Genomic DNA, 22944 nt, shown 5'->3' with positions numbered 1-22944 from the left:
CGCCGCGATTCATCGGCCGGCGCTCAGCGCGCGGCACCCTCCGTGTTCAGGGCAGCGGTCAGCTGCTCGCGCCTTTGCGCGTACCAGCGCAGCAGGCACTCGCGGTCGCGGCACTCGCGTTCGCGTCGGAACCACTCCGCATCGCTCGCGCGCCTGAAAGCCCGCGGGTCGGGCGAGGCCGCCTGGGCGCGCGCGAAGAGGCGCCCGAGGTCGCGGTCCTGGCGCGAGAGCTCCGGGTCGGCGCAGATCAGGCGTTCGGTCGTCGACCGGGCCTTGGCGCAGTCGAAGCTGGGCGACACGCGTTCGGCGGGCTCCGGACGCGGGACGACGGGAACGGTGTTGCGCGCGACGACCTGGGGCGGCGGGAGTGCAGGCGCGGCAGCGGCAGGCTGCGCCGGCACGGCTGCTGCGGGACCCGCGCCCATGGTGGCCGTCGACGGCGCGGCGGCCGTCACCGGCGGCAGCGGGATCGCGGCCATGGCGGGATCGGGCTGGCGCTTCCATTGCACGCCCCAGGCCAGGGCAACGGCCAGCAGCACGTGCGCGACGACCGCCACCGGCAGCCCCCGCGAGAGGATCGGAGGCGAGGGCGGCGGTCCCAGGTCCAGGTTCTCGATCGCCGGGTCCATCGTCGTGCTCTTCCAACCGACGATACGCCGGCCGAGCACCCCCGCCACGGGCGTTCACAACTCGGCGCAAAGGTGACGAGCCGGAAACGCGAAGGCTCAGCGCACCAGCGTGGAGGCGCCGAAGAGGCTCTGCACGAACTCCACGGCCAGCTCGGCCGTGCGGTTGCGCACGTCCAGCGCCGGGTTGATCTCGACCACGTCCAGCGAACCCAGCCGTCCGGTGTCGGCGATCATCTCCATGCACAGCTGCATCTCGCGGTAGGTGGGCCCGCCGCGCACGCCGGTGCCCACGCCGGGCGCCTCCAGCGGGTCCAGGCAGTCGAGGTCGAAGCTCACGTGCAGGTGGGTGTCCTCGTGCACGTCCTGCAGCACCTCGGACATGGTGGTGCGCATGCCGTTCTCGTCGATGTGCCGCATGTCGAACACCTGCAGCCCGAGCTGGCGGATCGCCTGCTTCTCGTCCGCGTCCACGCTGCGGATGCCGATGAAATCGATCTGCTCGGGCGTGACCGCCGCCGGCTCGCCGCTCCAGCCGACCAGCGACTTCGGTCCGTGGCCCAGCAGGCAGGCCACCGGCATGCCGTGCAGGTTGCCGCTGGGGCTGATGGTCTCGGTGTTGACGTCGGTGTGCGCGTCCAGCCAGACCACGCGCAGCTGCTTGCCGACGGCGCGGCAGTGGCGCGCCACCGCGCTGATGGAGCCGATCGCCAGGCAATGGTCGCCGCCCATGACGAGCGGCACCTGGCCTTGGCCCAGCGCCTGGTCGACCGCGGCGTACACGGCGCGGTTCCAGGCCACCACCTCGTCGAGGTGGCGCAGCCCGCCCTGCGGCGGCTGCCAGGGGTTGGGCGGGCCCGCGAGGTTGCCGTGGTCCACCACGTCCAGCCGGTGCGCGCGCAGCGCCTCCATCAGGCCGGCCACGCGCAGCGCGTCCGGTCCCATGCCCGCGCCGCGGACGCTGGCGCCCACGTCGGTGGGCGCGCCGATCAGGCAGACGGTCTTGCTCATCGCCGCCATTGTGCGGGCGAACCGCGCGACGCGGGGGCCGCGGCGGCGAGGCACGCGGCTTGCCCTTCACGCACTTCAACCCCCAAGGAAACGGAGTCCCCCCCATGCTGGCGATGAACTACCGAGGCCCCTACCGCGTGCGCGCGGTGCACAAGGCCGAGCCCGAGATCGAGCACCCGCAAGACGCCATCGTGCGCGTCACGCGCTCGTGCATCTGCGGCTCCGACCTGCACCTGTACCACGGGCTGGTGCCCGACACCCGCGTCGGCATGACGTTCGGGCACGAGTTCACCGGCATCATCGAGGAGGTCGGCTCCTCGGTGCAGAACCTGCGCAAGGGCGACCACGTGCTGATGCCCTTCAACATCTTCTGCGGCAGCTGCTTCTTCTGCCGCAAGGAGCTGTACAGCAACTGCCACAACACCAACCCGAATGCCACCGCGGTGGGTGGCATCTACGGCTACTCGCACACCACCGGCGGCTACGACGGCGGGCAGGCCGAATACGTGCGGGTGCCGATGGCCGACGTCGGCCCCACGATCATCCCGCCCGACATGGACCTGGACGACGCGGTGCTTCTGACCGATGCCCTCCCCACCGGCTACCAGGCCGCCGAGATGGGCGACATCAAGGAAGGCGACACCGTGGTGGTGTTCGGCGCCGGGCCGGTCGGCATCTTTGCCGCAAAGTCGGCCTGGCTCATGGGCGCCGGCCGCGTGATCGCGGTGGACCACCTCGATTACCGGCTGGAGTTCGTCAAGCGCTTCGCGCAGTGCGAGACGATCAACTTCCGCGAGGTGCGCGACATGGCCGTGCACCTGAAGCAGATGACCGACGGACTGGGGCCGGACGTGTGCATCGACGCCGTGGGCGCCGAAGCCGACGGCAACGCGCTCCAGCGCTTCACCGGCGTCACGGTGCCCCTGCAGGCCGGGGCGGCCACCGCGCTGCACTGGTGCATCAACTCGGTCCGCAAGGGCGGCACGGTGTCCATCGTCGGCGTCTACGGGCCCACCTTCAACGCGGTGCCGATCGGCAATGCGATCAACAAGGGCCTGACGCTGCGCATGAACCAGGCCAGCGTCAAGCGCCACCTGCCGCGGCTGATCGAGCACATCCAGGCCGGGCGCCTCAAGCCCAGCGAAGTCATCACCCACCGGATCCCGCTGGAGGACGTGGCCGACGGCTACCACCTCTTTTCCAGCAAGCTGGACCACTGCATCAAGCCGGTGCTGATCCCGCCCTCGGTGCGGCATTGAAGGAGGACCGCCCATGGACACCACCCTCACCCCCGCCACCCCGGGCACCGACCGCCGCGAGGCGCCGTATGCCGAGCGCACCGACCCCGACGTGCGCCGCCAGCACGGCGACACCTCCCACATCCAGGGCTGGGGCGCCGACCTCGACCCGGCCAACCGCCCTGCCGTGCCGCGCGAGCGCACGCCCCCGCGGCTGGAGGGCGTGCACTGGGACGCGCCCGAGCAGCAGACGCCGCACGTCAAGATTCATCATTCGGTGGAGCGGCCCGGCCTCACGCCGGTGTTCGGCACCAGCACGCCGCCGCGGGGCCTCTCGGGCAAGCTGCGCGACGTCGCCTACCGCTTCAGCGAGAGCGACATGCGGCACTGGCTGATCCTGATGCTGGCCGACCGCGTGAACGTGGGCGAAGGCCTGATCGAGGACCTGGCCCACGGCCATGTGCCCAACCTCTACCGCGAGATGGGCGGGCCGGCGGAGTGGCGCTACAACCGCGCCGGCTTCGTGAAGAAAGCGGTGGTGGCCTCGGCCGTGGTGGGCCTGGCCGTGTACCTGCTGCGCCGGCGGCGTTGAGGCCGGCGGCAAGCGGAAGCCGTGATCCCCGCGCAGGCGGAAACCGTCATCCCCGCGCAGGCGGGGATCCGGTACTTCCTCAGGCGGCTTCCTGGCTGGCCGGCCGCCGCGCCGCCAGGCCCTTGCCCAGGGCCAGCACGATCAGGGCGCCCGCGCCCGCCATCACGTACTCCCAGACCTTCGCTTCCGGCAGGTAGGGCTTGAGGCCGGGGTCGGTGAAGATCATCTGGCCGGCGATCCAGCCCAGCAGCATCGCGCCCAGGGTGATGATGACCGGGAAGCGGTCCATCAGCTTGAGCACCAGCTGGCTGCCGGCCACGATGATGGGGATGCTGACCAGCAGGCCGAAGATGACCAGCGGCAGCTGGTGCTGGCCCGCGCTCTCGGCCGCGCCGGCGATGGCCAGCACGTTGTCCACGCTCATCACCAGGTCGGCCACGATCACGGTCTTGACCGCGGCCCAGAGCTTGTCGCTGGACGCGATGTTGCCGTGGTCGTCGTCGTCCTGCGGCAGCATGAGCTTGACCCCGATCCACACCAGCAGCAGGCCGCCGACCAGCTTGAGGTACGGGATGGCCAGCAGCGCCAGCGCGAACGCGATCAGGATGACGCGCAGGACGATGGCGCCGGCGGTGCCGTAGATGATGCCCATCTTGCGCTGCTTGGCCGGCAGGCCCCGGCACGCCAGGGCGATCACCACGGCGTTGTCGCCGCCCAGCAGGATGTCGATGAGGATGATCTGGCCGACGGCGATCCAGAAGGCGGGGGTGAGGAACTCGAGCATGGGAGGGCTTCTTGCTGATGCGTTGAGCTTCGGTGGAACCGGCGATTATCCCCGCTCGCGGCGCGGCGTACTGCGGCGCAGCGCTTCGGCGAGGTAGGAAAAAGTGCGGCCGAGCTTGCGGCCCGCCACGTCCACCGGCCGGCCGGCCGCCACGATGCGGCCGCCCTCGCCTCCGGCGCCGGGCCCGACATCGACGATCCAGTCGGCCTGCGCCGCCACCCGCATGTCGTGTTCCACCACCACCACCGTGTGGCCGGCGTCGGCCAGCCCGTGCAGCTGGCGCATCAGGCGGTCGACGTCGGCGGGGTGCAGCCCGGTGGTGGGTTCGTCCAGCAGGTAGAGCGTGGGCGTGCGGCTGGCGCGCTGCAACTCCGTCGCCAGCTTGATGCGCTGCGCCTCGCCGCCGGACAGCTCGGTGGCGGGCTGGCCCAGGCGCAGGTAGCCCAGCCCGATGTCGCGCAGCACGGCCAGCGGCCGCGCCACGGCGGGCTCCTGCGCGAAGAAGCCGGCGGCCTCGTCCACCGTCATGCGCAGCACCTGCGCGATGCTGCGGTCGTTCCAGGTCACTTCCAGCGTCTGCGCGTTGTAGCGGGCGCCGTGGCACTCGGGACAGGGTGCATACACGCTGGGCATGAACAGCAGTTCGACCGACACGAAGCCCTCGCCCTCGCAGGTGGGGCAGCGGCCCTTGGGCAGGTTGAAGGAGAAGCGCCCGGCGTCGTAGCGTCTGCGGCGCGCGGCGGGCGTGGCGGCGAACAGCTTGCGCACCGCGTCGAACAGGCCGGTGTAGGTGGCCAGGTTGGAACGCGGCGTGCGGCCGATCGGCTTCTGGTCCACCTGCACCAGGCGCCCGATCCGCTCGGCGCCTTCGAGGCGGCCTTCCGCGGGCGTGGTGTCCGGGGGCGGCACGCCGTGCGGGTCGGTCTCTTCCTGCACTTCCGGCTCCGCGCCCAGCCTCGCCGCCACCAGCTCGCGCAGGGCCTGCGTGACCAGGCTGGACTTGCCCGAGCCGGAGACGCCGGTCACCACCGTCAGGCAGGCCAGGGGGAACTCGGCGTCCAGCGCCTGCAGGTTGTTGCGCCGCACGCCGTGCAGGCGCAGCCAGCCCTGCGCCTCGCGGTTCGAGGACGCCGGCGCCGGCAGCTCCTCGAACAGGTAGGCCCGGGTGCGCGAAGCCTTCACCGCCGCCAGGCCCTCCGGGCGGCCGCTGTACAGCACGCGGCCACCGTGCTCGCCGGCGTCCGGGCCCACGTCCACCAGCCAGTCGGCGCGGCGCATGGTGCCCACGTCGTGCTCCACGATGAACAGCGTGTTGCCCGCGGCCTTGAGCCGCTGCAGCGCGGAGAACAGTGCCTCGTTGTCGGCCGGGTGGAGGCCGGCCGAGGGCTCGTCCAGCACGTACACGACGCCGAACAGGTGCGAGCCGAGTTGCGTCGCCAGGCGCAGGCGCTGCAGCTCGCCGGGCGACAGCGTGGGCGTGGCCCGGTCCAGCGACAGGTAGCCCAGGCCGAGCTGCTGCAGCGTCGCGATGCGGCCCATCAGGTCGCGCGCGATGCGCTGGGCGGCGATGCGCTTTTCCTCCGACAGGTTGGGCGTGCGGCGCACGTCGGGCGCCGCCGCGTGAGCCGACCCGCCCTGGGCCACGCGGGCCTGCACCGCCTTGCGGGCGCTCGCGCGGTCCAGCACCTTGCCCCCTTCGTCGGCGTGCAGGTCGCCGCGCGCGGCCGGCGCCAGCAGCTCGCTCACCTCGCCCAGCGGCAGCTGCGACAGCTGCGCGATGTCCAGGCCCGCGAAGGTCACCGACAGCGCCTCGGGCTTGAGCCGCTTGCCTTCGCACGCCGGGCAGCAGGCCCAGCGCATGAAGCGCGACACCCGCTTCTTCATCATGGCGCTCTCGGTCGTGGCGAAGGTCTGCAGCACGTAGTTGCGCGCGCTGGTGAAGGTGCCCATGTAGCTGGGGTCCATCTTGCGGCGCAGCGCGGCCTTCGTTTCCTTCGGAGAGAAGCCGGCGTACACCGGCACCGTGGGCGCCTCGTCGGTGAAGAGGATCCAGTCGCGGTCCTTCTTCGGCAGATCGCGCCAGGGCGTGTCGACGTCGTACCCCAGCGTGACCAGGATGTCGCGCAGGTTCTGCCCGTGCCACGCGGGCGGCCACGCGGCGATGGCGCGGTCGCGGATGGTGAGCGAGGGGTCCGGGACCATCGAGTCTTCCGTGACCTCGTACACCTGCCCCAGGCCATGGCAGCGCGGGCACGCGCCCTGCGGCGTGTTGGGCGAGAAGTCCTCCGCGTACAGCATGGGCTGCTTGGGCGGGTAGCTGCCGGCGCGCGAGTACAGCATGCGCAGCGAGCTGGAGATGGTGGTCACGCTGCCCACCGACGAGCGCGTGCTCGGCGAGCCGCGTTGCTGCTGCAGGGCCACGGCCGGCGGCAGGCCTTCGATGGAGTCCACATCGGGCACGCCCACCTGGTCGATCAGCCGGCGCGCGTAGGGCGACACCGATTCCAGGTAACGGCGCTGCGCCTCGGCGTACAGCGTGCCGAAGGCCAGCGACGACTTGCCCGAGCCCGACACGCCGGAGAACACCACCAGCGCGTCGCGCGGGATGTCCACGTCCACGTCCTTCAGGTTGTGCTCCCGGGCGCCGCGCACGCGCACGCAGCCTCCGCCCGGCTTGGGCGCGGCAGGCTCATCGGGATGTTCGCCGGGGCCTGGGCCGGGGTCGGACCGGGACGGATCGGGCCTGGACTTCTCTCGCGCCATGGGCCGACCTTAGGGGTGCGGCCGCGGCCCGCCGGTCGGACACGCCTGTCCCGCGGCGTAGGACCGGACGGAGGACCGAACAGCCCTTTCGTTCTACGGGTGGGGCCGGATGGCTGCAATTCACCGGAACGTGAATGATGGCGGTTTTGCCCCGCACACCGATGAGCCTGCCCGAGCGTTTCACCACCGTCGCGCAACTCGAGGACGAGATGTCGCGCCCTTCCGAAGCGCTGGTCGACGCGCTGCGACGCGCGCCAGGCGACCTGCTGGTGCTGGGCGTGGGCGGCAAGATGGGCCCGACGCTGGCGCGCATGGCCAAGCGGGCCGACCCGCTGCGCCGCGTGGTCGGCGTCGCGCGCTTCTCGCAGCCGGGCCTGCGCCAGGAACTGGAGCGCGAAGGCATCACCTGCCTGGAGGCCGACCTGCTGTCGCGCGAGGCGCTGGCCGCCCTGCCCGACGCGCCCAACGTGGTGTTCATGGCCGGCCGCAAGTTCGGCTCCACCGGCAGCGAATGGCTGACCTGGGCGATGAACGCGCACGTGCCGGCGCTGGTGGCCGAGCGCTTCCGCCGCTCGCGCATCGTCGCCTTCTCCACCGCCTGCGTTTACCCCTTCGTGGAGACCGGCGGCCCGGGCGCGCCCGAGGCCACGCCGCCCACCGCGCCATCGGGCGAGTACGCCAACTCCTGCGTGGCGCGCGAGCGCATGTTCGAGCACTTCTCGCACCAGCACCGCACGCCGGGCCGGCTGCTGCGGCTGTCCTATGCGATCGACATGCGCTATGGCGTGCTGCACGACGTGGCGCAGAAGGTGCTGCGCCGCGAGCCGATCGACCTGTCCATGGGCCACGCCAACATCATCTGGCAGGGCGAGGCCAACGACTGGGCGCTGCGCTCGCTGGCGCACTGCGAGTCGCCCACCGCACCGCTGAACATCAGCGGACCGAAGATCGCCATCCGCGACGTGGCGCGCGCGCTGGGCGAGCGCCTGGGCATCGAGCCGGTGCTGCAAGGCCAGGAGGCGCCCACGGCCTGGCTGGTCGATTGCAGCGAAGCCTTCCGGCTGTTCGGGCCGCCGCAGGTGGGGCTGGACCGCATGCTGGACTGGACGGCCGACTGGGTGTCGCGCGGCGGCGCCAGCCTGGGCAAGCCGACGCATTACGAGGCGCGGGATGGGAAGTACTGAACCGTCGTTTTGGCCGAGGAACCCGTCGGCCTCGCGGAGGATCCCGTCGTCCGCGCGGAGGCGGGGACCCGCCCTCGCCGTCATCCCCGCGAAGGCGGGGATCCAGGGCTTCCGGCAGTCGGCCGAAGGCGGACGCACTGGATTCCCGCCTTCGCGGGAATGACGACGCCCTATGCACCGCACCGACATCCCCGCCGACTCCCTCGCCGTCCTGCGACGCGGCGCCGTCATCCCCGCGCACCTGCTCGCGCTCGACGCCGAGCGCCGCCTCGATGAGCGCCGCCAGCGCGCGATGACGCGCTACTACCTGGACGCCGGCGCGGGGGGCGTGGCGGTCGGGGTGCACTCCACCCAGTTCGCCATCCGCGAGACCGGCCTCTACGAGCCGGTGCTGTCGCTCGCCATGCAGACCGCCCGCGAGTGGGAACCGATCGGCGGCCGGCGCCCGCTGTTCATGGTCGCCGGCCTGTCCGGCCGCACCGAACAGGCCGTTCGCGAGGCGGGCATCGCGCGCGGCCTCGGCTACCACGCCGGCCTGCTCAGCCTGGCCGCGATGAAGGGCGCGAGCGAAGACGAGCTGGTGCGCCACTGCGAAGCCGTGGCCGCCGAGATGCCGCTGGTCGGCTTCTACCTGCAGCCGGCGGTGGGCGGCATCGCGCTGCCGGCCTCGTTCTGGGCGCGCTTCGCCGCCATCGACAACGTGGTCGCGATCAAGATGGCGCCCTTCCACCGCTACCGCACGCTCGACGTGATCCGCGGCGTGATCGCGGCCCGGGCCGAGGATCGCGTGACGCTCTACACCGGCAACGACGACCACATCGTGCTGGACCTGCTGGCGCCCTTCACCTTCCCGCGCGACGGCCAGCCGGTCACCGTGCGCGTGCGAGGCGGCCTGCTCGGGCACTGGAGCGTGTGGACCCAGCGCGCGGTGGAATTGCTGGCGGTGATCCACGCGGCGGTCGATGCGGGCCAGGTGCCGATGAACCTGCTCGCGCTGGACGCCCAGGTCACCGACTGCAACGCCGCGCTGTTCGACGTGGCCCACGACTTCCACGGCTGCATCGCCGGCTGCCACGAGGTGCTGCGCCGCCAGGGGCTGCTCGAAGGCATCTGGTGCCTGGACCCGGCCGAAGGGCTGAGCCCCGGCCAGGCCGCCGAGCTCAGCCGCGTGCAGCGCGACTACCCGCACCTGGTGGACGACGACTTCGTCGCCGCCAACCGCGAGCGCTGGCTGGCGTGACGACCCTCGCCGACGGGCCACTAGGGCAAGCCGCGTTGACACCCCCGACACCCCCACTCTAGAGTCACTCAATTCACCGCCTGGGGAATTAACCGGAGACCCACCATGCACAAGCGCTTCTTCCTGAAGTCCCTCTCCCTGGCCGCGCTGGCCGTCGGGCTGGCCGCGCCGGCGATGGCGCAGCAGTGGAAGCCGAGCAAGCCGATCAACCTGGTCGTGCCCTGGGCCGCGGGCGGCTCCACCGACCAGGTCACGCGCGTCACCGCCGCCGAGCTGGAGAAGGTGCTGGGCCAGAAGATCGTGATCGTCAACCAGCCGGGCGCCTCCGGCTCCATCGGCACCAAGAGCGTGTGGGACGCGCCCAAGGATGGCTACACCTGGGCGGCGGGCGCGGCGCAGGACCTGGGCGCCTACCAGACGCTGGGCATGCTGGACGTCCCGGCCACCCAGTGGCACCTGTTCCTCACCGTGGCCAACGTGCCGGTGGTCGGCGTCAACGCCGGCCGGCCCTGGCAGGACATGAAGCAACTGCTCGACGCGATGAAGGCCAAGCCCGACGAGGTGAAGGTGGCCACCGCCGGCGTCACCTCCGGCGGCCACAACGCGATGGAGCTGATTTCGCGCGCCACCGGCGTGAAGTACCGCCATGTCACCTACGACGGCGGCAACCCCGCGGCCGTGGCCACCGTGGCCGGCGAAACCGACCTCACGACCCAGCTGGCGGTCGAGCAGGCCGACTTCATCCGCGGCAAGCGCATCCGCCCGCTGGCGGCGGTGAGCGACAAGCCGCTGGAGCTGGAAGGCTTCGGCACCATCGAGCCGATCACCAAGTTCGTGCCCGGCATCAAGGTGCCCACCAACTACTTCGGCATCTTCATCCCCAAGGGCGTGCCGCCGGAAGTCGTGGCCACGGTGCAGCAGGTCTGGACCGAGCACATCGGCAAGAGCGAGGCGCTCAAGAAGTACGCCACCACCCGCGGCGCGCTCTTCGCCCCGGTGGCCGGCGACGCCGCGCTCAGCGCCGCCATGCCGGCGATCGCCGCCAACGCGTGGCTGATGCAGGACACCGGCAAGGCCAAGGTCTCGCCCGACAAGGTGGGCATCCCCCGGCCCTGACGGGATGGACGCTCCGCAGGAAAGGCTGCCCTCGCCGCGCTCGGACCTCGTGTCCGGCGGCGTGTGGGCCGTGATCGGCGTGGCCATCGCCGTCGGCGCCTGGAACATGGACCGGCTCGACAAGCAGGGCGTGCCGCCGTTCGCCGCGCCCGGCCTGGTGCCCGGCATCCTAGGCGTGCTCATCACGCTGACGGCGCTGGCGATCGTGCTGCGCTCGCTGCGGCGCGGCGCGCTCACCCCGGAAGGCGGCACCGATCCCGAGGCCTCGCTCGACTGGCGCCGCGCCGGCATCACGCTGGTGCTGTGCATCGGCTTCGCGGCCGGGCTGGTGGGCCACGGGCTGCCGTTCTGGGTGGCGGCGCCGGCGTACCTGTTCCTGCACATCGCCCTGCTGCAGTGGCCCGAGCGCCGCGCGGCCGGCCAGGTCGGCCGCGGCCTCGCGCTGGCGGCGGCCGTCGCGCTGTTCGCCGGCGTGGGCATCGCGATGCTGTTCCAGCACGTCTTCCTCGTGCGGTTGCCCTGATGCTGGACGGCCTGTACGCGCTGGGCCGCTCGCTGGCGGCGTTCTTCACCTTCTGGCCGCTGGTGTACGCGCTCGGGGCCACGCTGGTGGGCATCCTCGTGGGCTGCATGCCGGGGCTGTCGGCCACGCTGGCGATCGCGCTGCTGACCACGCTGACGATCCAGATGCCGCCCAACGACGCCATCCTGATCCTGATCTGCGCGTACGTCGGCGCCATCTACGGCGGCAGCCGCACGGCCATCCTGCTGAACATCCCCGGCACCGCGGCCAACGCGGCCGCGTGCCTGGACGGCTACCAGCTCGCGCTCAAGGGCCAGGCCGGCCGCGCCATGGGCATCGCCACCTGCGGCTCGGTCGCCGGGTCGCTGTTCGGCATCCTCTGCCTGGCGCTGCTCACGCCGGCGCTGGGCGAGATGGCGCTGTCCTTCGGCGCCTTCGAGTTCTTCTGGCTGGCGCTGTTCGGCGTGATGATGTCCGGCACCATCGCCGGCAGCGACCCGGTCAAGGGCTGGCTGATGGGCTTCGCGGGGCTGTTCCTCACGCTGATCGGCCAGGACGGCATGCACGCGCACGACCGCTTCACCTTCGGCGTGCCCGAGCTGTCCGGCGGGCTCTCCTTGATCCCGGCGCTGATCGGCGCCTTCGGGCTGGCGGAGATCCTCACCGTGCTCTCCGAGCCCATCCGCAAGGCGATGGTGAACAGCGCCGACTCGGTGATCCCGCGCATCCGCGACGTGGTCCAGTACTGGCGCACCATCCTGCGGTCGGGCGTGATCGGCGTCTACATCGGCATCCTGCCGGGCGTGGGCGAGGACATGGCGGCCTGGTCGTCCTATGCCGCCGCGCGCCGCGCCAGCCGCGAGAAGGAGCAGTTCGGCAAGGGCTCGGTCGAGGGGCTGATGGCCGCCGAGACCGGCGACAACGCATCGATCCCCGGCGGCATCATCCCGGCGCTGGCGCTGGCGATCCCGGGCTCGGCGCCGTCGGCCGTGCTGATGGCCGCGATGATCATCCACGGCGTGCAGCCGGGCCCGATGCTGATGGTGAACCAGCCGCAGTTCGTGTTCGACGTGGTGGCCATGACGCTGCTGGCCACGCTGGCGATGCTGTTCTTCGGCCTGTTCCTGGTGCGGCCGCTGCTGGCCATCATCCGCATCCCGCGCACCATCATCATGCCGGTCATCATGGTGCTGTGCACCGTCGGCTCGTTCGCCATCGCCTCGCGCCTCTTCGACGTCTACATCATGCTGTTCATCGGCGTGTGCGGCTTCGTGCTGCGGCGGCTGAACTACCCGATCCCGCCTTTCGTGCTGGGCATCGTGCTCGGCGACATCCTGGACAAGAGCCTGCGCCGGGGCCTCACGCTGAGCAACGGCGACCTGACGCCCTTCTTCACCCGGCCCATCTGCGCGCTGCTCGCCGCCGTCACCGTGTTCACCATGCTGATGTACGTGCCGGGGTTCAACCGGCGCGTGCGGGCGATCAACACCCGGGTGTGGGGCCTCCTGCGGAGGCAGCCGCGATGAAGATCGCGCTGTGCAACGAGGTGCTGCAGCCGCTGCCGTTCGAGCAGCAGTGCAAGCTGGCGGCGGCCCTGGGCTACGACGGGCTGGAGGTGGCGCCCTTCACGCTGGCCGAGGACCCGCTGCGCATCACCGACGCGCAGGCGCAGCAGTTCCACCGCACCGCCGCCGACCACGGGCTGGCGATCACCGGCCTGCACTGGCTGCTGGTGGCGCCTCCGGGCCTGTCGATCGTCTCCGATGACGCGGTGCTGCGCGGCCGCACCGCCGCCGTGATGGAGCGGCTGGTGGGACTGTGCGCCGCCATGGGCGGCCGCTACCTGGTGCACGGCTCGCCGCGCCAGCGCTCGGTGCCCGCGGGCGCCACGCGCGAGCAGGCCTGGGAGCGCGCACGCGAGGTCTTGCAACGCGCCGCGCGGCGGGCCGAGGCCTGCGGCGTCACCTACTGCCTGGAGCCGCTGTCACGCAACGAGACCGACTTCGTCAACACGGTGGCCGAGGCGGCGCGCATGGTCCAGGAGATCGGCAGCCCTGCGTTCAAGACCATGATCGACTGCAGCGCCGCCGGCCAGGCCGAGCAGGAGCCGGTGCACGAGCTGATGGCACGCTGGATGCCCACCGGCCACATCGCCCACGTGCAGGTGAACGACCCCAACCGGCGCGGCCCCGGCCAGGGCGCGATGGACTTCGCGCCCATCCTGCGCACGCTGCGCGAGATGCAGCGCCAGGGCCACTATGGCGACACGATCGCCGTCGAGCCCTTCGACTACGTGCCCGACGGGCCGGGCTGCGCGGCCCGGGCCATCGGCTACCTGCGCGGCGTGCTGCAGGGGATCGGCCATGGCTGAAGCGATGCGGGTCAAGCTGCGCGAGATCGAGCTGTACGAGCGGCCGGTGCGGCTGCGGCTGCCCTTCCGCTTCGGCGTGGTGACGCTGACCGAATGCCCGCAGGCCTTCGTGCGCGCGCGGGTCGAGACGGCGGACGGCCGCTCCGGCTGGGGCGCCGCGGCCGAACTGATGGCGCCCAAGTGGTTCGACAAGAACCTGCAGCTGTCCAACGAGGACAACTTCGACCAGCTGCGGCAGGTGCTGCGGCTGGCGCGCGACGCCTACCTGTCCGATGCCGCGCCGGCTTCGGCCTTCGGCCACTTCGCGCGGCACCACGACGCTCACCAGGCCGCGTCCGCCGCGCAGGGCTTCAATCCGCTGCTGGCCAGTTACGGCCCCGCGCTGCTCGATCGTGCCGTGCTCGACGCGGCCTGCCGGCTGCAGGGCGTGTCGTTTTACGAAGCGGTGCGCGGCCCCCTGGCGGGCATCGGCGCGGGCCGGCGCGAGTTCGAGGGCCTGGACCTGGAGGCCTTCCTCTCCGGCCTCTCGCCCCAGGGCGACATCGAGGCCCGCCACACCGTGGGCCTGGTCGATGCCATCACGGCGCAGGACCTGTCGCAGCGCGTGGACGACGGCCTGCCCGAGACGCTGGAGGAGGTGATCGCCACCTACGGCCACCGCTGGTTCAAGCTCAAGGTGGGCGGCCAGGTCGCAGCCGACCTGGAGCGGCTGCGCGCCATCGCGGCGGTGCTGGACCGCAGCCCGCAGGCGTACTTCGTTTCGCTGGACGGCAACGAGCAGTACACCTCGGCCGCCGGCGTGGCCGAACTGGTCGCGGCCGTGCGCGCCACCCCCGCGCTGGCGCGCCTGTGGTCGTCGGTGCGCTTCATCGAACAGCCCATCGCCCGCAAGCTGGCGCTGCAGGAGGACCTGCGCGGCACCGACCTGGGCAAGCCGGTCATCGTGGACGAATCGGACGGCGAGCTCGACTCGTTCGTGCAGGCGCGCGAGCGCGGCTACAGCGGCGTCTCGTCCAAGACCTGCAAGGGCTTCTACAAGTCGCTGCTGAACGCCGCCCGCTGCACGCGCTGGAACCGCGAGCTGGGACGCGAAGCGTTCTTCATGTCGGCCGAGGACCTGACCACCCAGGCCGGCCTGTCGGTGCAGCAGGACCTGGCCCTGGTGAACCTGCTGGGCATCCGGCACGTGGAGCGCAATGGCCACCACTACGTCGACGGCCTGGCCGCGGTGCCGCAGGCGGAGCAGCAGCGCTTCTTGCAGGCGCATCCCGACCTGTACGAGCACAGCCACGGCGCGGTGCGGCTGCGCCTGCGCGACGGGCGGCTGGCCCTGGGCTCGCTGGCCGGTCCCGGCTTTGCCAGCGGCGCGATGCCGGACTTCGCGGCGATGAAGCCGCTTGGCGGCTGATCGGCCTTCGCGGCCATCGGCGGGCCCCGAGGCTCGCCGACAGCGCGGCGTTTATCATCGTCCGCCCTCCCCCACGCAGTGCCCCCCGAGATGAATGCCACGCCCGAAACCCTCGCGTTCCTGACCCGTGCCGTGGTCTGGGGCGCCCTGCCCCTGGGCCTGCTGCTGGGCGCGGTGGCGCAGTCCACGCGGTTCTGCGTGCGCGGCGGCATCGCCGACTGGGTGACCTTCCAGGGGCCGGCGCGGCTCTTTTCCTGGGTGCTGGCCATCGCGGTCGGTGCGGTGCTGCTGCAGTCGATGATCGGCCTGGGCCTGTTCGACGCCGGCCGCACGCTGGCCTGGAATGAGCGCCTGCTCTGGTTCTCGGCGCTGGCCGGCGGCCTGCTGTTCGGCATCGGGATGATGCTGGCGCCGGGCTGCCCGCAACGCTGCCTGGTCAAGGCCGGTGCGGGCGATCTCACCGCCGGGGTCACGCTGCTCGTGATCGCCGTCGTGGCCGTCATGACGCTGCGCGGCATCCTCGCCGTGCCGCGCGTGGGCCTGTTCGACAGCCTGTCGGTCACGCTGTCGCACCCGCAGGACCTGGGTTCGCTGCTGGGCGGCGCCCTGGCCACGCCGGCCGGCCTCGTGCGCGCGGCGCTCACCGCGCTGCTGGTCGCGGGCACCGCGTTGTTCGCCTGGCGCGCGCGGCGCCAGCTCGATGCGGCCGCGTGGGCCGGTGGGCTCGGCGTGGGCCTGGTGCTCGCGCTGGCGTTCTACCTGACCGGTCGCGTCGGCTTCGTGGCCGAGCATCCCGAGACGCTGGACCCGGCCTGGCTGGGCACGCAGGGCAAGCGGCCCGAGGGCCTGTCGTTCGTGGCGCCGCTGGCCAATGCGCTGGACCTGCTCACGCTGTGGACGGACAAGAACACGGTCGCCACCTTCGGCGTGATGCTGTCGCTGGGCATCGTGCTGGGCAGCCACGCCAGCGCGCGCTGGCGCGGGGAGTACCAGGTCGAATCGTTCGCCACCGTGCGCGAGTTGCGGCACAGCGTGGTGGGTGGGGCGCTGATGGGGTTCGGGGGTGTGACGGCGCTGGGGTGCTCGGTGGGGAATGGCGTGACGGGGGCTGCGCTGTTGTCCACGGGGTCGGTGTTGGCGATCGTGGGGATGGTCGTGGGGACGGTGCTGGTGTTGAAGTGGCAGGCACGCTCGGACGGTCGCGCGCAAGGCGAACCGGCGGCGGTCCGCGCGGCCTGAGTAGTTCTTTTCTAGCTTCCGTTGCCTGCGGCAGCTTGGTCAATGGCGCATTGCTGTTCGTTGCCTGCGGCAGGGGGTCCCCGGCGGGGGGCTCATGCTGTGCCTCTCCGAGCTCGCTGACGCTTCGCTTTGCTGCGCGCATCGCTTGAGTGGTGCGGGCCCTCGCGGAAAAAACTCACTCCGCGCTGCTGCGCACCGCTCCGTTCAGACAGTTTCCGCGAGTCAGTGGTTGATCGACGAGCTGCGCCCGCTTGCCGCGGGCTCGCAGGGCCCGCACCACTGCGCGACGCTCGGCACAGAAATCGCCCCCCGCCGGGGACCCCCTGCCGCTGGAGGCAGAGGTGATTCGTTGGCAGGGCCCAGGGAGTCTCACGCTGCGCTCTCCACCGCCACCGCCCCCACCCCAACCCTCCCCCGGAGGGGGAGGGAGGAATAGCCGCTGCTCGTTGTGCGTGTCTCGGTCCGGAGCCCTTGTCTTTTCCCTCCCCCTCCGGGGGAGGGCAGGGTGGGGGCGCCCCGGAGCCGAAGCGAGCAGCACGGCTTAGTCGATCCCTGCCCACCCCCGCACCCTGTCTCCACGCGGCAGGCGGTGCCTGGCCCGGGCGATTTGTGGGACGAGCCGGGCTTTCCGCGGCCCGGCCGTTGCGAGCCGCAGGCGAGCTTGAAATGAACAACTGACTCGCGGCAGCTGTCTGAACGNGCGCAGGCCGGGCCGCGGAATGCCCTGCGAGTTGCGAGTGCAGCGAGCAACCGGCCCACCATGAGCCCGGGCCAGGCACCGCCTGCCGCGCGGGCGCAGGCGCTCGAGCGAGCCTAAACCCCACCCGCCAACCGAAACCCCGCCCTCCTCTCCCCCACCACCGCCCCCAACACGCTCGCGATCTCCGCCGCCCGCCAGGGTCGCAGCTCTTCCCGCTGCCGCTCATCCAGCCACCCCAGCTGGTCCAGCACCTCCACCGTCGCCGCATACAGCGCGGTCTTGTTCCCATCGATCACCTTGATCGCGAACGCCTGTCCGCGGCTGACGCTGCCCACGGCCTGCACGCCATCCGCGCCCACCTTGGTGACCCAATCCCCTCGCCCCACCTGCATGAAGGCCAGGTCGTTGCGCCCCGTCCCCGACACCAGGTCCGGATGCGCCGTCATCGCCCGCGACAAGGCCGCGAAGCTCGAGCCGAACTCCGGATCGCGCTCCCCGCTGGCCAGCCGCGCATAAGCCCGCGCCAGGTTCGACAAAGGCATCGCGTAGTTCGGCGCCGAGCAACCATCGGTGCCCGCCTTCAAATGCTCGGGCGCGACGCCCGCGGCCCGCGCGACATCGCGGCGGATCGCCTGCTGCAACGGGTGCCCCGTCTCCAGGTAGCGTTCGACCGGCTCCCCGTGCTGCACGCACCACGCGAGGAAGCCCGAGTGCTTGCCGCTGCAGTTGTGGTGGCGCTCGTCGAAGCTGCCGGGCGCGGGCGCGGGGCCGACGCCAAGCTCCACGTACATCGGCACATGGCAGCCGCACTGCAGCGCGCGGTGGTCGAGCCCGACCCGCTCCAGCATGCCCTGCACCACCTCGACGTGCTGCGCCTCGCCGTTGTGGCTGGCGCAGAGCATGGCCAGCTGCCGGTCGCTGAAGCCGAACTTCGCCGGGCCGCCGCCCTGCACGAAGGGCAGCGCCTGGAGCGCCTTGAGTGTCGAGCGGGTGAAGGTGAGCCAGTGCGGATCGCCCGCATGCGCCAGCACGCGGCCCTGGGTGTCGGTCACCGCGACGGCGCCGAAGTGCCGGCACTCCAGCGTGCCGCCGCGGAAGGTGTCGATGAGGGGAACGAGCGGGTCCATGGCCCATTGTCGCGGCCCGGAGCGCCGGCCCGCGAAGCGCTCTCGAGCAGCTTCTGGCGCGGCACTGCGAGCAAGGCCAGGCGCTGCGGATGGCGCAGACGCTGGAGATCGATGCGGTGATCGATCCGGCCGAGGCGCGCGGCTGGCTGGCCCGCGCCCTCGCCTCGGCGCCCCCGTCGAGGGACGATGGCGCCCGGGCGATCGACACCTGGCAGGCCAACCCCTCTGCGTCATTCCCGCGGAGGCGGGAATCCAGTGCGTCCGCTTACTGCTTCGCGCCCGCGTTCGCCTGCTGTTCCTTTTCCTTCGGCGTGGTCACGGTGACCTTCGGAACTTCGATGGTCTTCTTCTCGGCGTTCACGTCGACGTTGGGAACGGTCACCTGCTTCTCGGTGGACGAGACGTTCACGTCCGGGCCCTTCACGTCGTACTTGGGCAGCTGGGCGCTGCCTTCCTGCGTCTTGGAGACGTCGTACTTGGGCAGGTTGACGTTGCCTTCCTGGGTCTTCTGCACGTCGCAGGCGGTCAGGCCCAGCGCGGCGGCGGAGACGAGGGCGGCGGTGAGGGTGGTCTTGATCATGTCGAATACTCCCGAAAGATTGATGAGTCATGAGAAGCGGCACGCCGCATCCCTGCCGAAAATTGTGGTGGCCACCCCTGTACCGGACTGTAGGAACGCGGCGGCGGCCCCTGTGGGGACCAACCTCGGCTGCACGAGGGCCACGTAGCGCGGCCTTCTGTCACCTTCCTCCTACGGCGTGTGGTCCCGCGGCTGCCTAGCATCCGGTACAGCACCGGCGCACACCGCATGAAAGAACCGTCATCCGCCCATCGGGAAGCCTGGCCCAGCCAGGCGGCCGACGCCCTGCGCGACCTGCGCGGCGGCATGCGGCTCATCGTGGACGCGGTGCGCAGCGGGCTCGACCACGTGGAGTCGGTGCACGGGCGCGTGGCCAGCGTCGAGCCACCGGTGCGCGGCGCCCGCGTCGGCCGGCCCACCAGCGGCGTGGGCGCGCTGGTCTATCGCGGCCTGCGCGGCACGACCGACCTGGCCGGCGGCGCGCTCGACCTGGTGCTCGCCTCGTTCCAGGCCTGGCTGCTGGACCCGCAGCGCGAACGCCTTCCGTCCGAGCCCATGCCCTCGCGCGAAGCCGCGGTGGCGATGCTCAACGCGCTGCTGGGGGACCACCTGCACCGCACCGAGAACCCGCTGGCCATCCCCCTCGAGCTGCGCACCCGCATCGCCGAAGCCCGGCCGCGCGTGCTGCTGCTGGTCCACGACATCGCCCGCAGCGACCTGCACTGGCACCTGGGCCCGCAGGACCAGGCCCAGGCCCTGGCCGACGCGCTGGGCTCAACGCCGGTCTACGCGCTCTACAACAGCGGCCGCCCCGTGGCGGCCACGGGGCGCGAACTCGCGGCCGAACTCGAGGTGCTGCTGGCCCACTGGCGCGTGCCGCTGCAGGGCGTGGCCCTGCTGGGCCACGGCATGGGCGGGCTGGTCCTTCGCAGCGCGCTGCAGCAGGCGCAACGGGCCGGGATGGCATGGCCGGCCCACGTGCGCCAGCTGGTGTTCCTGGGCACGCCGCACCTGGGGGCCGCGCCCTCGGGCGACCTGCTCACCCGACTGGGGTTCGGGCCGGTCGGCGCGCTCGCGCCCCTGGCACGGCTGGGCCGGCGCCGCAGTCCCGGCATGCGCGACTTCCTGGAAGGGCGTGTAGCCGAAGAGGAGCCGCGCGCCGGCGTGCCCTCGCCGCCCGCGCCGGTGGTCCTGCCCACGGGCGTGCCGGCTTACGCGATCGCGGGGGCGATCGGCGACGGGCTGGGCGACGGCCTGGTGACGATCGAAAGCGCGCTGGGCCGCCATCCCACCGCGGGCCTGGACCTGCTGCTGCCGCCGGAACACCGCTGGGTCATCCAGGGCGTGGACCACTTCGGCCTGCTGCGCAGCGAAGCGGCCTTCCTGAAGATGCGCCAGTGGCTGTCGACGTGAATCGTGGCGCGCGCACAGTCCTGTGCGTGCGCGGCTGACAGGCGCACCCCGGGGAGCGGCCCACACTGGCCGCAAACAGTGGAGATCCAGCGATGTCCTACCTTCCCCGCGCCCAGGAGCAGATGAACGGCGACCTGCTGTTGCCCGAGGCCACCAAACTCTTCCTGCACCGCCTGGTGCGCGACCTGAAGGACCACCTGGAGCGCACCGGCTCCCCCGAGGTGGAGACCCAGGGCCTCGCCGCCCTGGAGACCGCACTGGGCACCTGCCTAGAGCCGCTGCCCACCGTTCGCGAGATGCTGGACCTGCCCGACCCGGAGCAGGAGCGGCGCGGCCGCAACCTGCTGAAGTCGGTGCATGTGGACGCGGTGGCGCGGCTGACCGCGTACCGGTGATCCGGGGATGACCGCGTCCCGGAGATCCGGGGGCGCGTCCCGGTGATGACCCGGGCCCGCCACGGCGCGCCCCCCTGCCGTCATTCCCGCGGAGGCGGGAATCCAGTGCGTCCGCTTTCGCGGACTGCCGAAAGCCCTGGGTCCCCGCCTTCGCGGGGATGACGTCCAAAGAAAGCTCGCGGCGCCGCCTACCCCGCGTTGGCCATGCGCCCCGCCAGCGCCTTCTGCAGCGCCGCATGGATCGCCTGCGGCTCCGCCGGCTTCACCAGGTGCCCCGCGAAGCCCGCCATCGCCGACCGCTGCAGGTCCGGTGAGGCTCCGTAGCCGGAAAGCGCCACCACCGGCACCGACTTGCTCAGCGCGCGCCCCACGTCGATGCCGCTGCCATCGGGCAGGCCCAGGTCGGTGAGCACGATGTCGAACGGCTCCTGCCGCGCGGTGCGCACGGCCTCGGCGCAGGTGCTCGCGTGGGTGACCTGGTAGCCGTAGGTTTCCAGGCACATGACGATGGTTTCGGCCGCGTCCTGGTTGTCTTCCACCAGCAGCAGCCGCCAGCCGCCGCCCCCCTCCTCGTCCAGCCCGGGCAGCGTGCCGTCGTCCGCGGTCTCGGCCGGCACGTGGCTGCGCAGCTTGAGGCGGAAGGTCGCGCCCAGGCCCCGCCCCTCGCTGTGCGCGGTGAGTTCGCCCTTGTGCTCGGCGACCAGGCCGCGCGCGATGGCCAGGCCCAGCCCCAGGCCGCCGAAGCGGTGCGACACCTCGCGGTCGGCCTGCTCGAAGGCGCTGAAGATCCGCGGCAGCGCCTCGGGCTCGATGCCGATGCCGTGGTCGGTGCACTCCAGGACGAAGGAGCTGCCCTCGAGTCGGCTGCGCACCTCGAGGCGGCCGCCTTCGGGCGAGAACTTGATCGCGTTGCGCAGCAGGTTCCACAGCACCTGCTGCATGCGCGCCTCGTCGGCCATCACCAGCGCGGAGGCCGCGCGCAGGTCCAGCACCGGCACCAGCTTCTTCTCCTTGACCTGGCCGTCCAGCATGTCCAGGACCACCCGCACCAGGTTGTGCATGTCGACCGACTTGGGCCGCAGGCTCACCTTGCCGGCCGAGATCGCGGTCAGGTCCAGCAGGTCCTCGATCAGGCGGGCCTCCAGCGCCACGTTGCGCTGGATCATCGGCAGCAGGTGCTGGTACTTGGGCGGGATGGCGGCGGTGCGCTCGAGCAGGTGGGCGGCCGTCGCGATGGGCGACAGCGGCGTGCGCAGCTCGTGCGACAGCACCGCCAGGAAACGGTCCTTGGCCTGGTTGGCGCGCTCGGCCTCCTCCTTGGCCGCGCGCAGCGCCTCGGCGTCGCGGTAGTCGGCGGTGGCGTCGCGCAGGATCTTGCAAAAGCCGCTGTGCTCCTGCGCGTCGTTGAACAGCGGCATCAGCACGCCCTCGGCCCACAGGTGCAGGCCGTCGCTGCGCAGCATCCAGCGGTTGTCGTCGGCCTTGCCGCCGGCCAGGGCCTGGGCCATCTCCTGGCGGAACACGCCGGACTCGCGGTCGCGCGGCGTGAACAGCAGTTCGGCACCGCGGCCGACCACGTCGTCGTCGTCCCAGCCGAAGATGTCGCGCGCCGCCTGGTTCCAGAAGCGGATGGTGCCGCGCGTGTCCATCAGGATCACGGCGTAGTTGCGCAGCGAGTCGACCACCCGCCCGAACACCGCGTTGGCCTCGCGCAGCATCACCTGGGCGGCATCGCGCGCCTGGCGCTGCGCCACCTCGCGCAGCGCGCGGTCGATCACCAGCGGCAGCCGCGCCAGCCGGTTCTTGCTCACGTAGTCGGTGGCGCCGCGCTTGAGCATCTCCACCGCGTTGTCCTCCCCGATCACGCCGGAGACGAAGATGAAGGGCACCCGCGGATCGGTCGCCCGGGCCTGCGCCAGCGCCTGCTCGCCCGTGAAGCCGGGCAGCTCGAAGTCCGACAGGATCAGGTCGTAGCGGTGCGCGGCCAGGGCCGCGGCGAAGCCGTCTTCGTCGCGCACCATGTCCAGCGAGGCCTGCGGGTAGGAGGCGAGCAGGGTCTCGCGCAGCAGTTCGGCGTCGAACCGCGAATCCTCCAGCAGCAGGACCTTGAACGCCTTGTCGTGGGAACCGTTCTCCGGCAGGTGCTCATTCATGTCGTCGGATGGCTTTCATCGACCCCGGCGGGGGCTCGTTCAGCACGGCCCAGAACACCCCCAGGTCCGCGATCGCCGAGACGAACTGCTTGAATTCGACCGGCTTGACCACATAGGCGTTGACGCCCAGCTCGTAGCTCTTGATCACGTCCGATTCCTCCTGGGAGGACGTGAGCATGACGACCGGCATGCTGCGCAGCCAGGAGGTGCCGCGCACCCGCTGCAGCACTTCCAGGCCGTTGACCTTAGGCAGCTTCAGGTCGAGCAGCACGACCGCGGGATTGCCTTCCTCGCGGTTCCTGAAGTCGCCTTCGCGCATCAGGTAGTCCAGGGCCTGGGCGCCATCGCGCACCACGATCACCTCGTTGGCGAGCTGGCTGCGTTCCAGCGCCACCAGCGTCAGTTCCAGGTCTCGCTTGTCGTCTTCGACCAGCAGGATCGGCTTGAGCATCTTGGGTCCTCTTTCCTCTTCCTCGTTTTA

The 22944-nt window shown here is 71.6% G+C and carries 20 protein-coding genes; 12 read left to right on the top strand and 8 right to left on the bottom strand.

Annotated features, from left to right (window positions below; genetic code table 11):
- Positions 1 to 23: 23 nt before the first annotated feature.
- Positions 24 to 629, bottom strand: coding sequence for a lysozyme inhibitor LprI family protein (locus tag ASG30_RS05840; RefSeq protein WP_055893953.1), 606 nt, complete (start codon positions 627 to 629; stop codon positions 24 to 26).
- Between the two features lie 96 nt (positions 630 to 725).
- On the bottom strand, positions 726 to 1646 hold the full coding sequence (gene rocF / locus ASG30_RS05835) for an arginase (RefSeq protein ID WP_156385438.1): 921 nt from the start codon (positions 1644 to 1646) through the stop codon (positions 726 to 728).
- 95 nt (positions 1647 to 1741) lie between these two features.
- Here rocF and ASG30_RS05830 point away from each other — a divergent pair, with 95 nt between their 5' ends.
- Together ASG30_RS05830 and ASG30_RS05825 are read left to right on the top strand one after the other, a co-directional pair.
- Positions 1742 to 2896, top strand: a complete 1155-nt coding sequence (locus ASG30_RS05830; RefSeq protein ID WP_055893949.1) for a zinc-dependent alcohol dehydrogenase — start codon at positions 1742 to 1744, stop codon at positions 2894 to 2896.
- 13 nt (positions 2897 to 2909) lie between these two features.
- Positions 2910 to 3467: a hypothetical protein gene (locus tag ASG30_RS05825; protein WP_055893947.1), complete on the top strand. Its 558-nt coding sequence runs from the start codon at positions 2910 to 2912 to the stop codon at positions 3465 to 3467.
- Between the two features lie 79 nt (positions 3468 to 3546).
- Here the strand turns inward: ASG30_RS05825 and ASG30_RS05820 are convergent, their stop codons facing one another.
- Positions 3547 to 4251: a TerC family protein gene (locus ASG30_RS05820; protein WP_055893945.1), complete on the bottom strand. Its 705-nt coding sequence runs from the start codon at positions 4249 to 4251 to the stop codon at positions 3547 to 3549.
- A 45-nt stretch (positions 4252 to 4296) separates the two neighbouring features.
- Entirely contained in the window at positions 4297 to 7014 is a 2718-nt protein-coding gene (locus tag ASG30_RS05815; RefSeq protein ID WP_082521927.1) for an excinuclease ABC subunit UvrA, read from the bottom strand.
- A gap of 146 nt (positions 7015 to 7160) precedes the next feature.
- Between ASG30_RS05815 and ASG30_RS05810 the strand changes: the two genes are divergently transcribed.
- The 8 genes from ASG30_RS05810 (at position 7161) to ASG30_RS05775 (ending at position 16095) form a co-directional block, all read left to right on the top strand.
- Positions 7161 to 8198, top strand: a complete 1038-nt coding sequence (locus ASG30_RS05810) for an NAD-dependent epimerase/dehydratase family protein (protein ID WP_235579741.1) — start codon at positions 7161 to 7163, stop codon at positions 8196 to 8198.
- A 172-nt stretch (positions 8199 to 8370) separates the two neighbouring features.
- Complete coding sequence (locus ASG30_RS05805) at positions 8371 to 9438, top strand: dihydrodipicolinate synthase family protein (protein WP_055893940.1); 1068 nt, start codon at positions 8371 to 8373, stop codon at positions 9436 to 9438.
- A 105-nt stretch (positions 9439 to 9543) separates the two neighbouring features.
- The gene (locus ASG30_RS05800; protein WP_055893938.1) at positions 9544 to 10554 is read left to right on the top strand and encodes a Bug family tripartite tricarboxylate transporter substrate binding protein; all 1011 of its coding nucleotides are present in this window, start codon (positions 9544 to 9546) and stop codon (positions 10552 to 10554) included.
- 4 nt (positions 10555 to 10558) lie between these two features.
- Entirely contained in the window at positions 10559 to 11077 is a 519-nt protein-coding gene (locus tag ASG30_RS05795) for a tripartite tricarboxylate transporter TctB family protein (RefSeq protein ID WP_055893936.1), read from the top strand.
- Complete coding sequence (locus tag ASG30_RS05790) at positions 11077 to 12603, top strand: tripartite tricarboxylate transporter permease (RefSeq protein WP_055893935.1); 1527 nt, start codon at positions 11077 to 11079, stop codon at positions 12601 to 12603. Before ASG30_RS05795 ends, ASG30_RS05790 begins: the two co-directional genes overlap by 1 nt.
- Complete coding sequence (locus ASG30_RS05785; protein ID WP_055893933.1) at positions 12600 to 13448, top strand: sugar phosphate isomerase/epimerase family protein; 849 nt, start codon at positions 12600 to 12602, stop codon at positions 13446 to 13448. The genes ASG30_RS05790 and ASG30_RS05785 overlap by 4 nt, the downstream gene beginning before the upstream one ends.
- On the top strand, positions 13441 to 14856 hold the full coding sequence (locus tag ASG30_RS05780) for an enolase C-terminal domain-like protein (protein WP_055893931.1): 1416 nt from the start codon (positions 13441 to 13443) through the stop codon (positions 14854 to 14856). Before ASG30_RS05785 ends, ASG30_RS05780 begins: the two co-directional genes overlap by 8 nt.
- Positions 14857 to 14946: 90 nt before the next feature.
- Positions 14947 to 16095 (top strand): YeeE/YedE family protein, encoded by a 1149-nt coding sequence (locus ASG30_RS05775; protein WP_055893929.1) that lies wholly within the window; start codon positions 14947 to 14949, stop codon positions 16093 to 16095.
- 813 nt (positions 16096 to 16908) lie between these two features.
- On the opposite strand, the gene ASG30_RS05770 is transcribed toward ASG30_RS05775, so the two are convergent.
- Complete coding sequence (locus tag ASG30_RS05770) at positions 16909 to 17922, bottom strand: asparaginase (protein ID WP_055893927.1); 1014 nt, start codon at positions 17920 to 17922, stop codon at positions 16909 to 16911.
- Positions 17923 to 18187: 265 nt separating this feature from the next.
- The gene (locus ASG30_RS05765) at positions 18188 to 18502 is read right to left on the bottom strand and encodes a hypothetical protein (RefSeq protein WP_055893926.1); all 315 of its coding nucleotides are present in this window, start codon (positions 18500 to 18502) and stop codon (positions 18188 to 18190) included.
- 228 nt (positions 18503 to 18730) lie between these two features.
- On the opposite strand from ASG30_RS05765, the gene ASG30_RS05760 reads away from it, so the two are divergent.
- Entirely contained in the window at positions 18731 to 19915 is a 1185-nt protein-coding gene (locus tag ASG30_RS05760) for a PGAP1-like alpha/beta domain-containing protein (RefSeq protein ID WP_055893924.1), read from the top strand.
- A gap of 92 nt (positions 19916 to 20007) precedes the next feature.
- On the top strand, positions 20008 to 20310 hold the full coding sequence (locus tag ASG30_RS05755; RefSeq protein ID WP_055893922.1) for a hypothetical protein: 303 nt from the start codon (positions 20008 to 20010) through the stop codon (positions 20308 to 20310).
- A 188-nt stretch (positions 20311 to 20498) separates the two neighbouring features.
- Here the strand turns inward: ASG30_RS05755 and ASG30_RS05750 are convergent, their stop codons facing one another.
- A complete protein-coding gene (locus ASG30_RS05750; RefSeq protein WP_055893920.1) occupies positions 20499 to 22463 on the bottom strand; it encodes a hybrid sensor histidine kinase/response regulator in 1965 nt (654 codons plus the stop codon).
- Positions 22456 to 22914, bottom strand: coding sequence for a response regulator (locus ASG30_RS05745; RefSeq protein WP_055893919.1), 459 nt, complete (start codon positions 22912 to 22914; stop codon positions 22456 to 22458). The genes ASG30_RS05750 and ASG30_RS05745 overlap by 8 nt, the downstream gene beginning before the upstream one ends.
- Positions 22915 to 22944: the final 30 nt, after the last annotated feature.

It is taken from the genome of Ramlibacter sp. Leaf400 (assembly GCF_001424545.1).
Classification (GTDB): Bacteria; Pseudomonadota; Gammaproteobacteria; order Burkholderiales; family Burkholderiaceae_C; genus Ramlibacter.
Note: the sequence above shows the minus strand (reverse complement) of the source record. Positions and strands in the feature narration are given on the sequence as shown.

Coding starts and splice junctions, on each gene's coding strand:
- ASG30_RS05840 (WP_055893953.1), bottom strand. CDS start 629: ATGGACCCGGCGATCGAGAACCTGGACCTGGGACCGCCGCCCTCGCCT.
- rocF (WP_156385438.1), bottom strand. CDS start 1,646: ATGGCGGCGATGAGCAAGACCGTCTGCCTGATCGGCGCGCCCACCGAC.
- ASG30_RS05830 (WP_055893949.1), top strand. CDS start 1,742: ATGCTGGCGATGAACTACCGAGGCCCCTACCGCGTGCGCGCGGTGCAC.
- ASG30_RS05825 (WP_055893947.1), top strand. CDS start 2,910: ATGGACACCACCCTCACCCCCGCCACCCCGGGCACCGACCGCCGCGAG.
- ASG30_RS05820 (WP_055893945.1), bottom strand. CDS start 4,251: ATGCTCGAGTTCCTCACCCCCGCCTTCTGGATCGCCGTCGGCCAGATC.
- ASG30_RS05815 (WP_082521927.1), bottom strand. CDS start 7,014: ATGGCGCGAGAGAAGTCCAGGCCCGATCCGTCCCGGTCCGACCCCGGC.
- ASG30_RS05805 (WP_055893940.1), top strand. CDS start 8,371: ATGCACCGCACCGACATCCCCGCCGACTCCCTCGCCGTCCTGCGACGC.
- ASG30_RS05800 (WP_055893938.1), top strand. CDS start 9,544: ATGCACAAGCGCTTCTTCCTGAAGTCCCTCTCCCTGGCCGCGCTGGCC.
- ASG30_RS05795 (WP_055893936.1), top strand. CDS start 10,559: ATGGACGCTCCGCAGGAAAGGCTGCCCTCGCCGCGCTCGGACCTCGTG.
- ASG30_RS05790 (WP_055893935.1), top strand. CDS start 11,077: ATGCTGGACGGCCTGTACGCGCTGGGCCGCTCGCTGGCGGCGTTCTTC.
- ASG30_RS05785 (WP_055893933.1), top strand. CDS start 12,600: ATGAAGATCGCGCTGTGCAACGAGGTGCTGCAGCCGCTGCCGTTCGAG.
- ASG30_RS05780 (WP_055893931.1), top strand. CDS start 13,441: ATGGCTGAAGCGATGCGGGTCAAGCTGCGCGAGATCGAGCTGTACGAG.
- ASG30_RS05775 (WP_055893929.1), top strand. CDS start 14,947: ATGAATGCCACGCCCGAAACCCTCGCGTTCCTGACCCGTGCCGTGGTC.
- ASG30_RS05770 (WP_055893927.1), bottom strand. CDS start 17,922: ATGGACCCGCTCGTTCCCCTCATCGACACCTTCCGCGGCGGCACGCTG.
- ASG30_RS05765 (WP_055893926.1), bottom strand. CDS start 18,502: ATGATCAAGACCACCCTCACCGCCGCCCTCGTCTCCGCCGCCGCGCTG.
- ASG30_RS05760 (WP_055893924.1), top strand. CDS start 18,731: ATGAAAGAACCGTCATCCGCCCATCGGGAAGCCTGGCCCAGCCAGGCG.
- ASG30_RS05755 (WP_055893922.1), top strand. CDS start 20,008: ATGTCCTACCTTCCCCGCGCCCAGGAGCAGATGAACGGCGACCTGCTG.
- ASG30_RS05750 (WP_055893920.1), bottom strand. CDS start 22,463: ATGAATGAGCACCTGCCGGAGAACGGTTCCCACGACAAGGCGTTCAAG.
- ASG30_RS05745 (WP_055893919.1), bottom strand. CDS start 22,914: ATGCTCAAGCCGATCCTGCTGGTCGAAGACGACAAGCGAGACCTGGAA.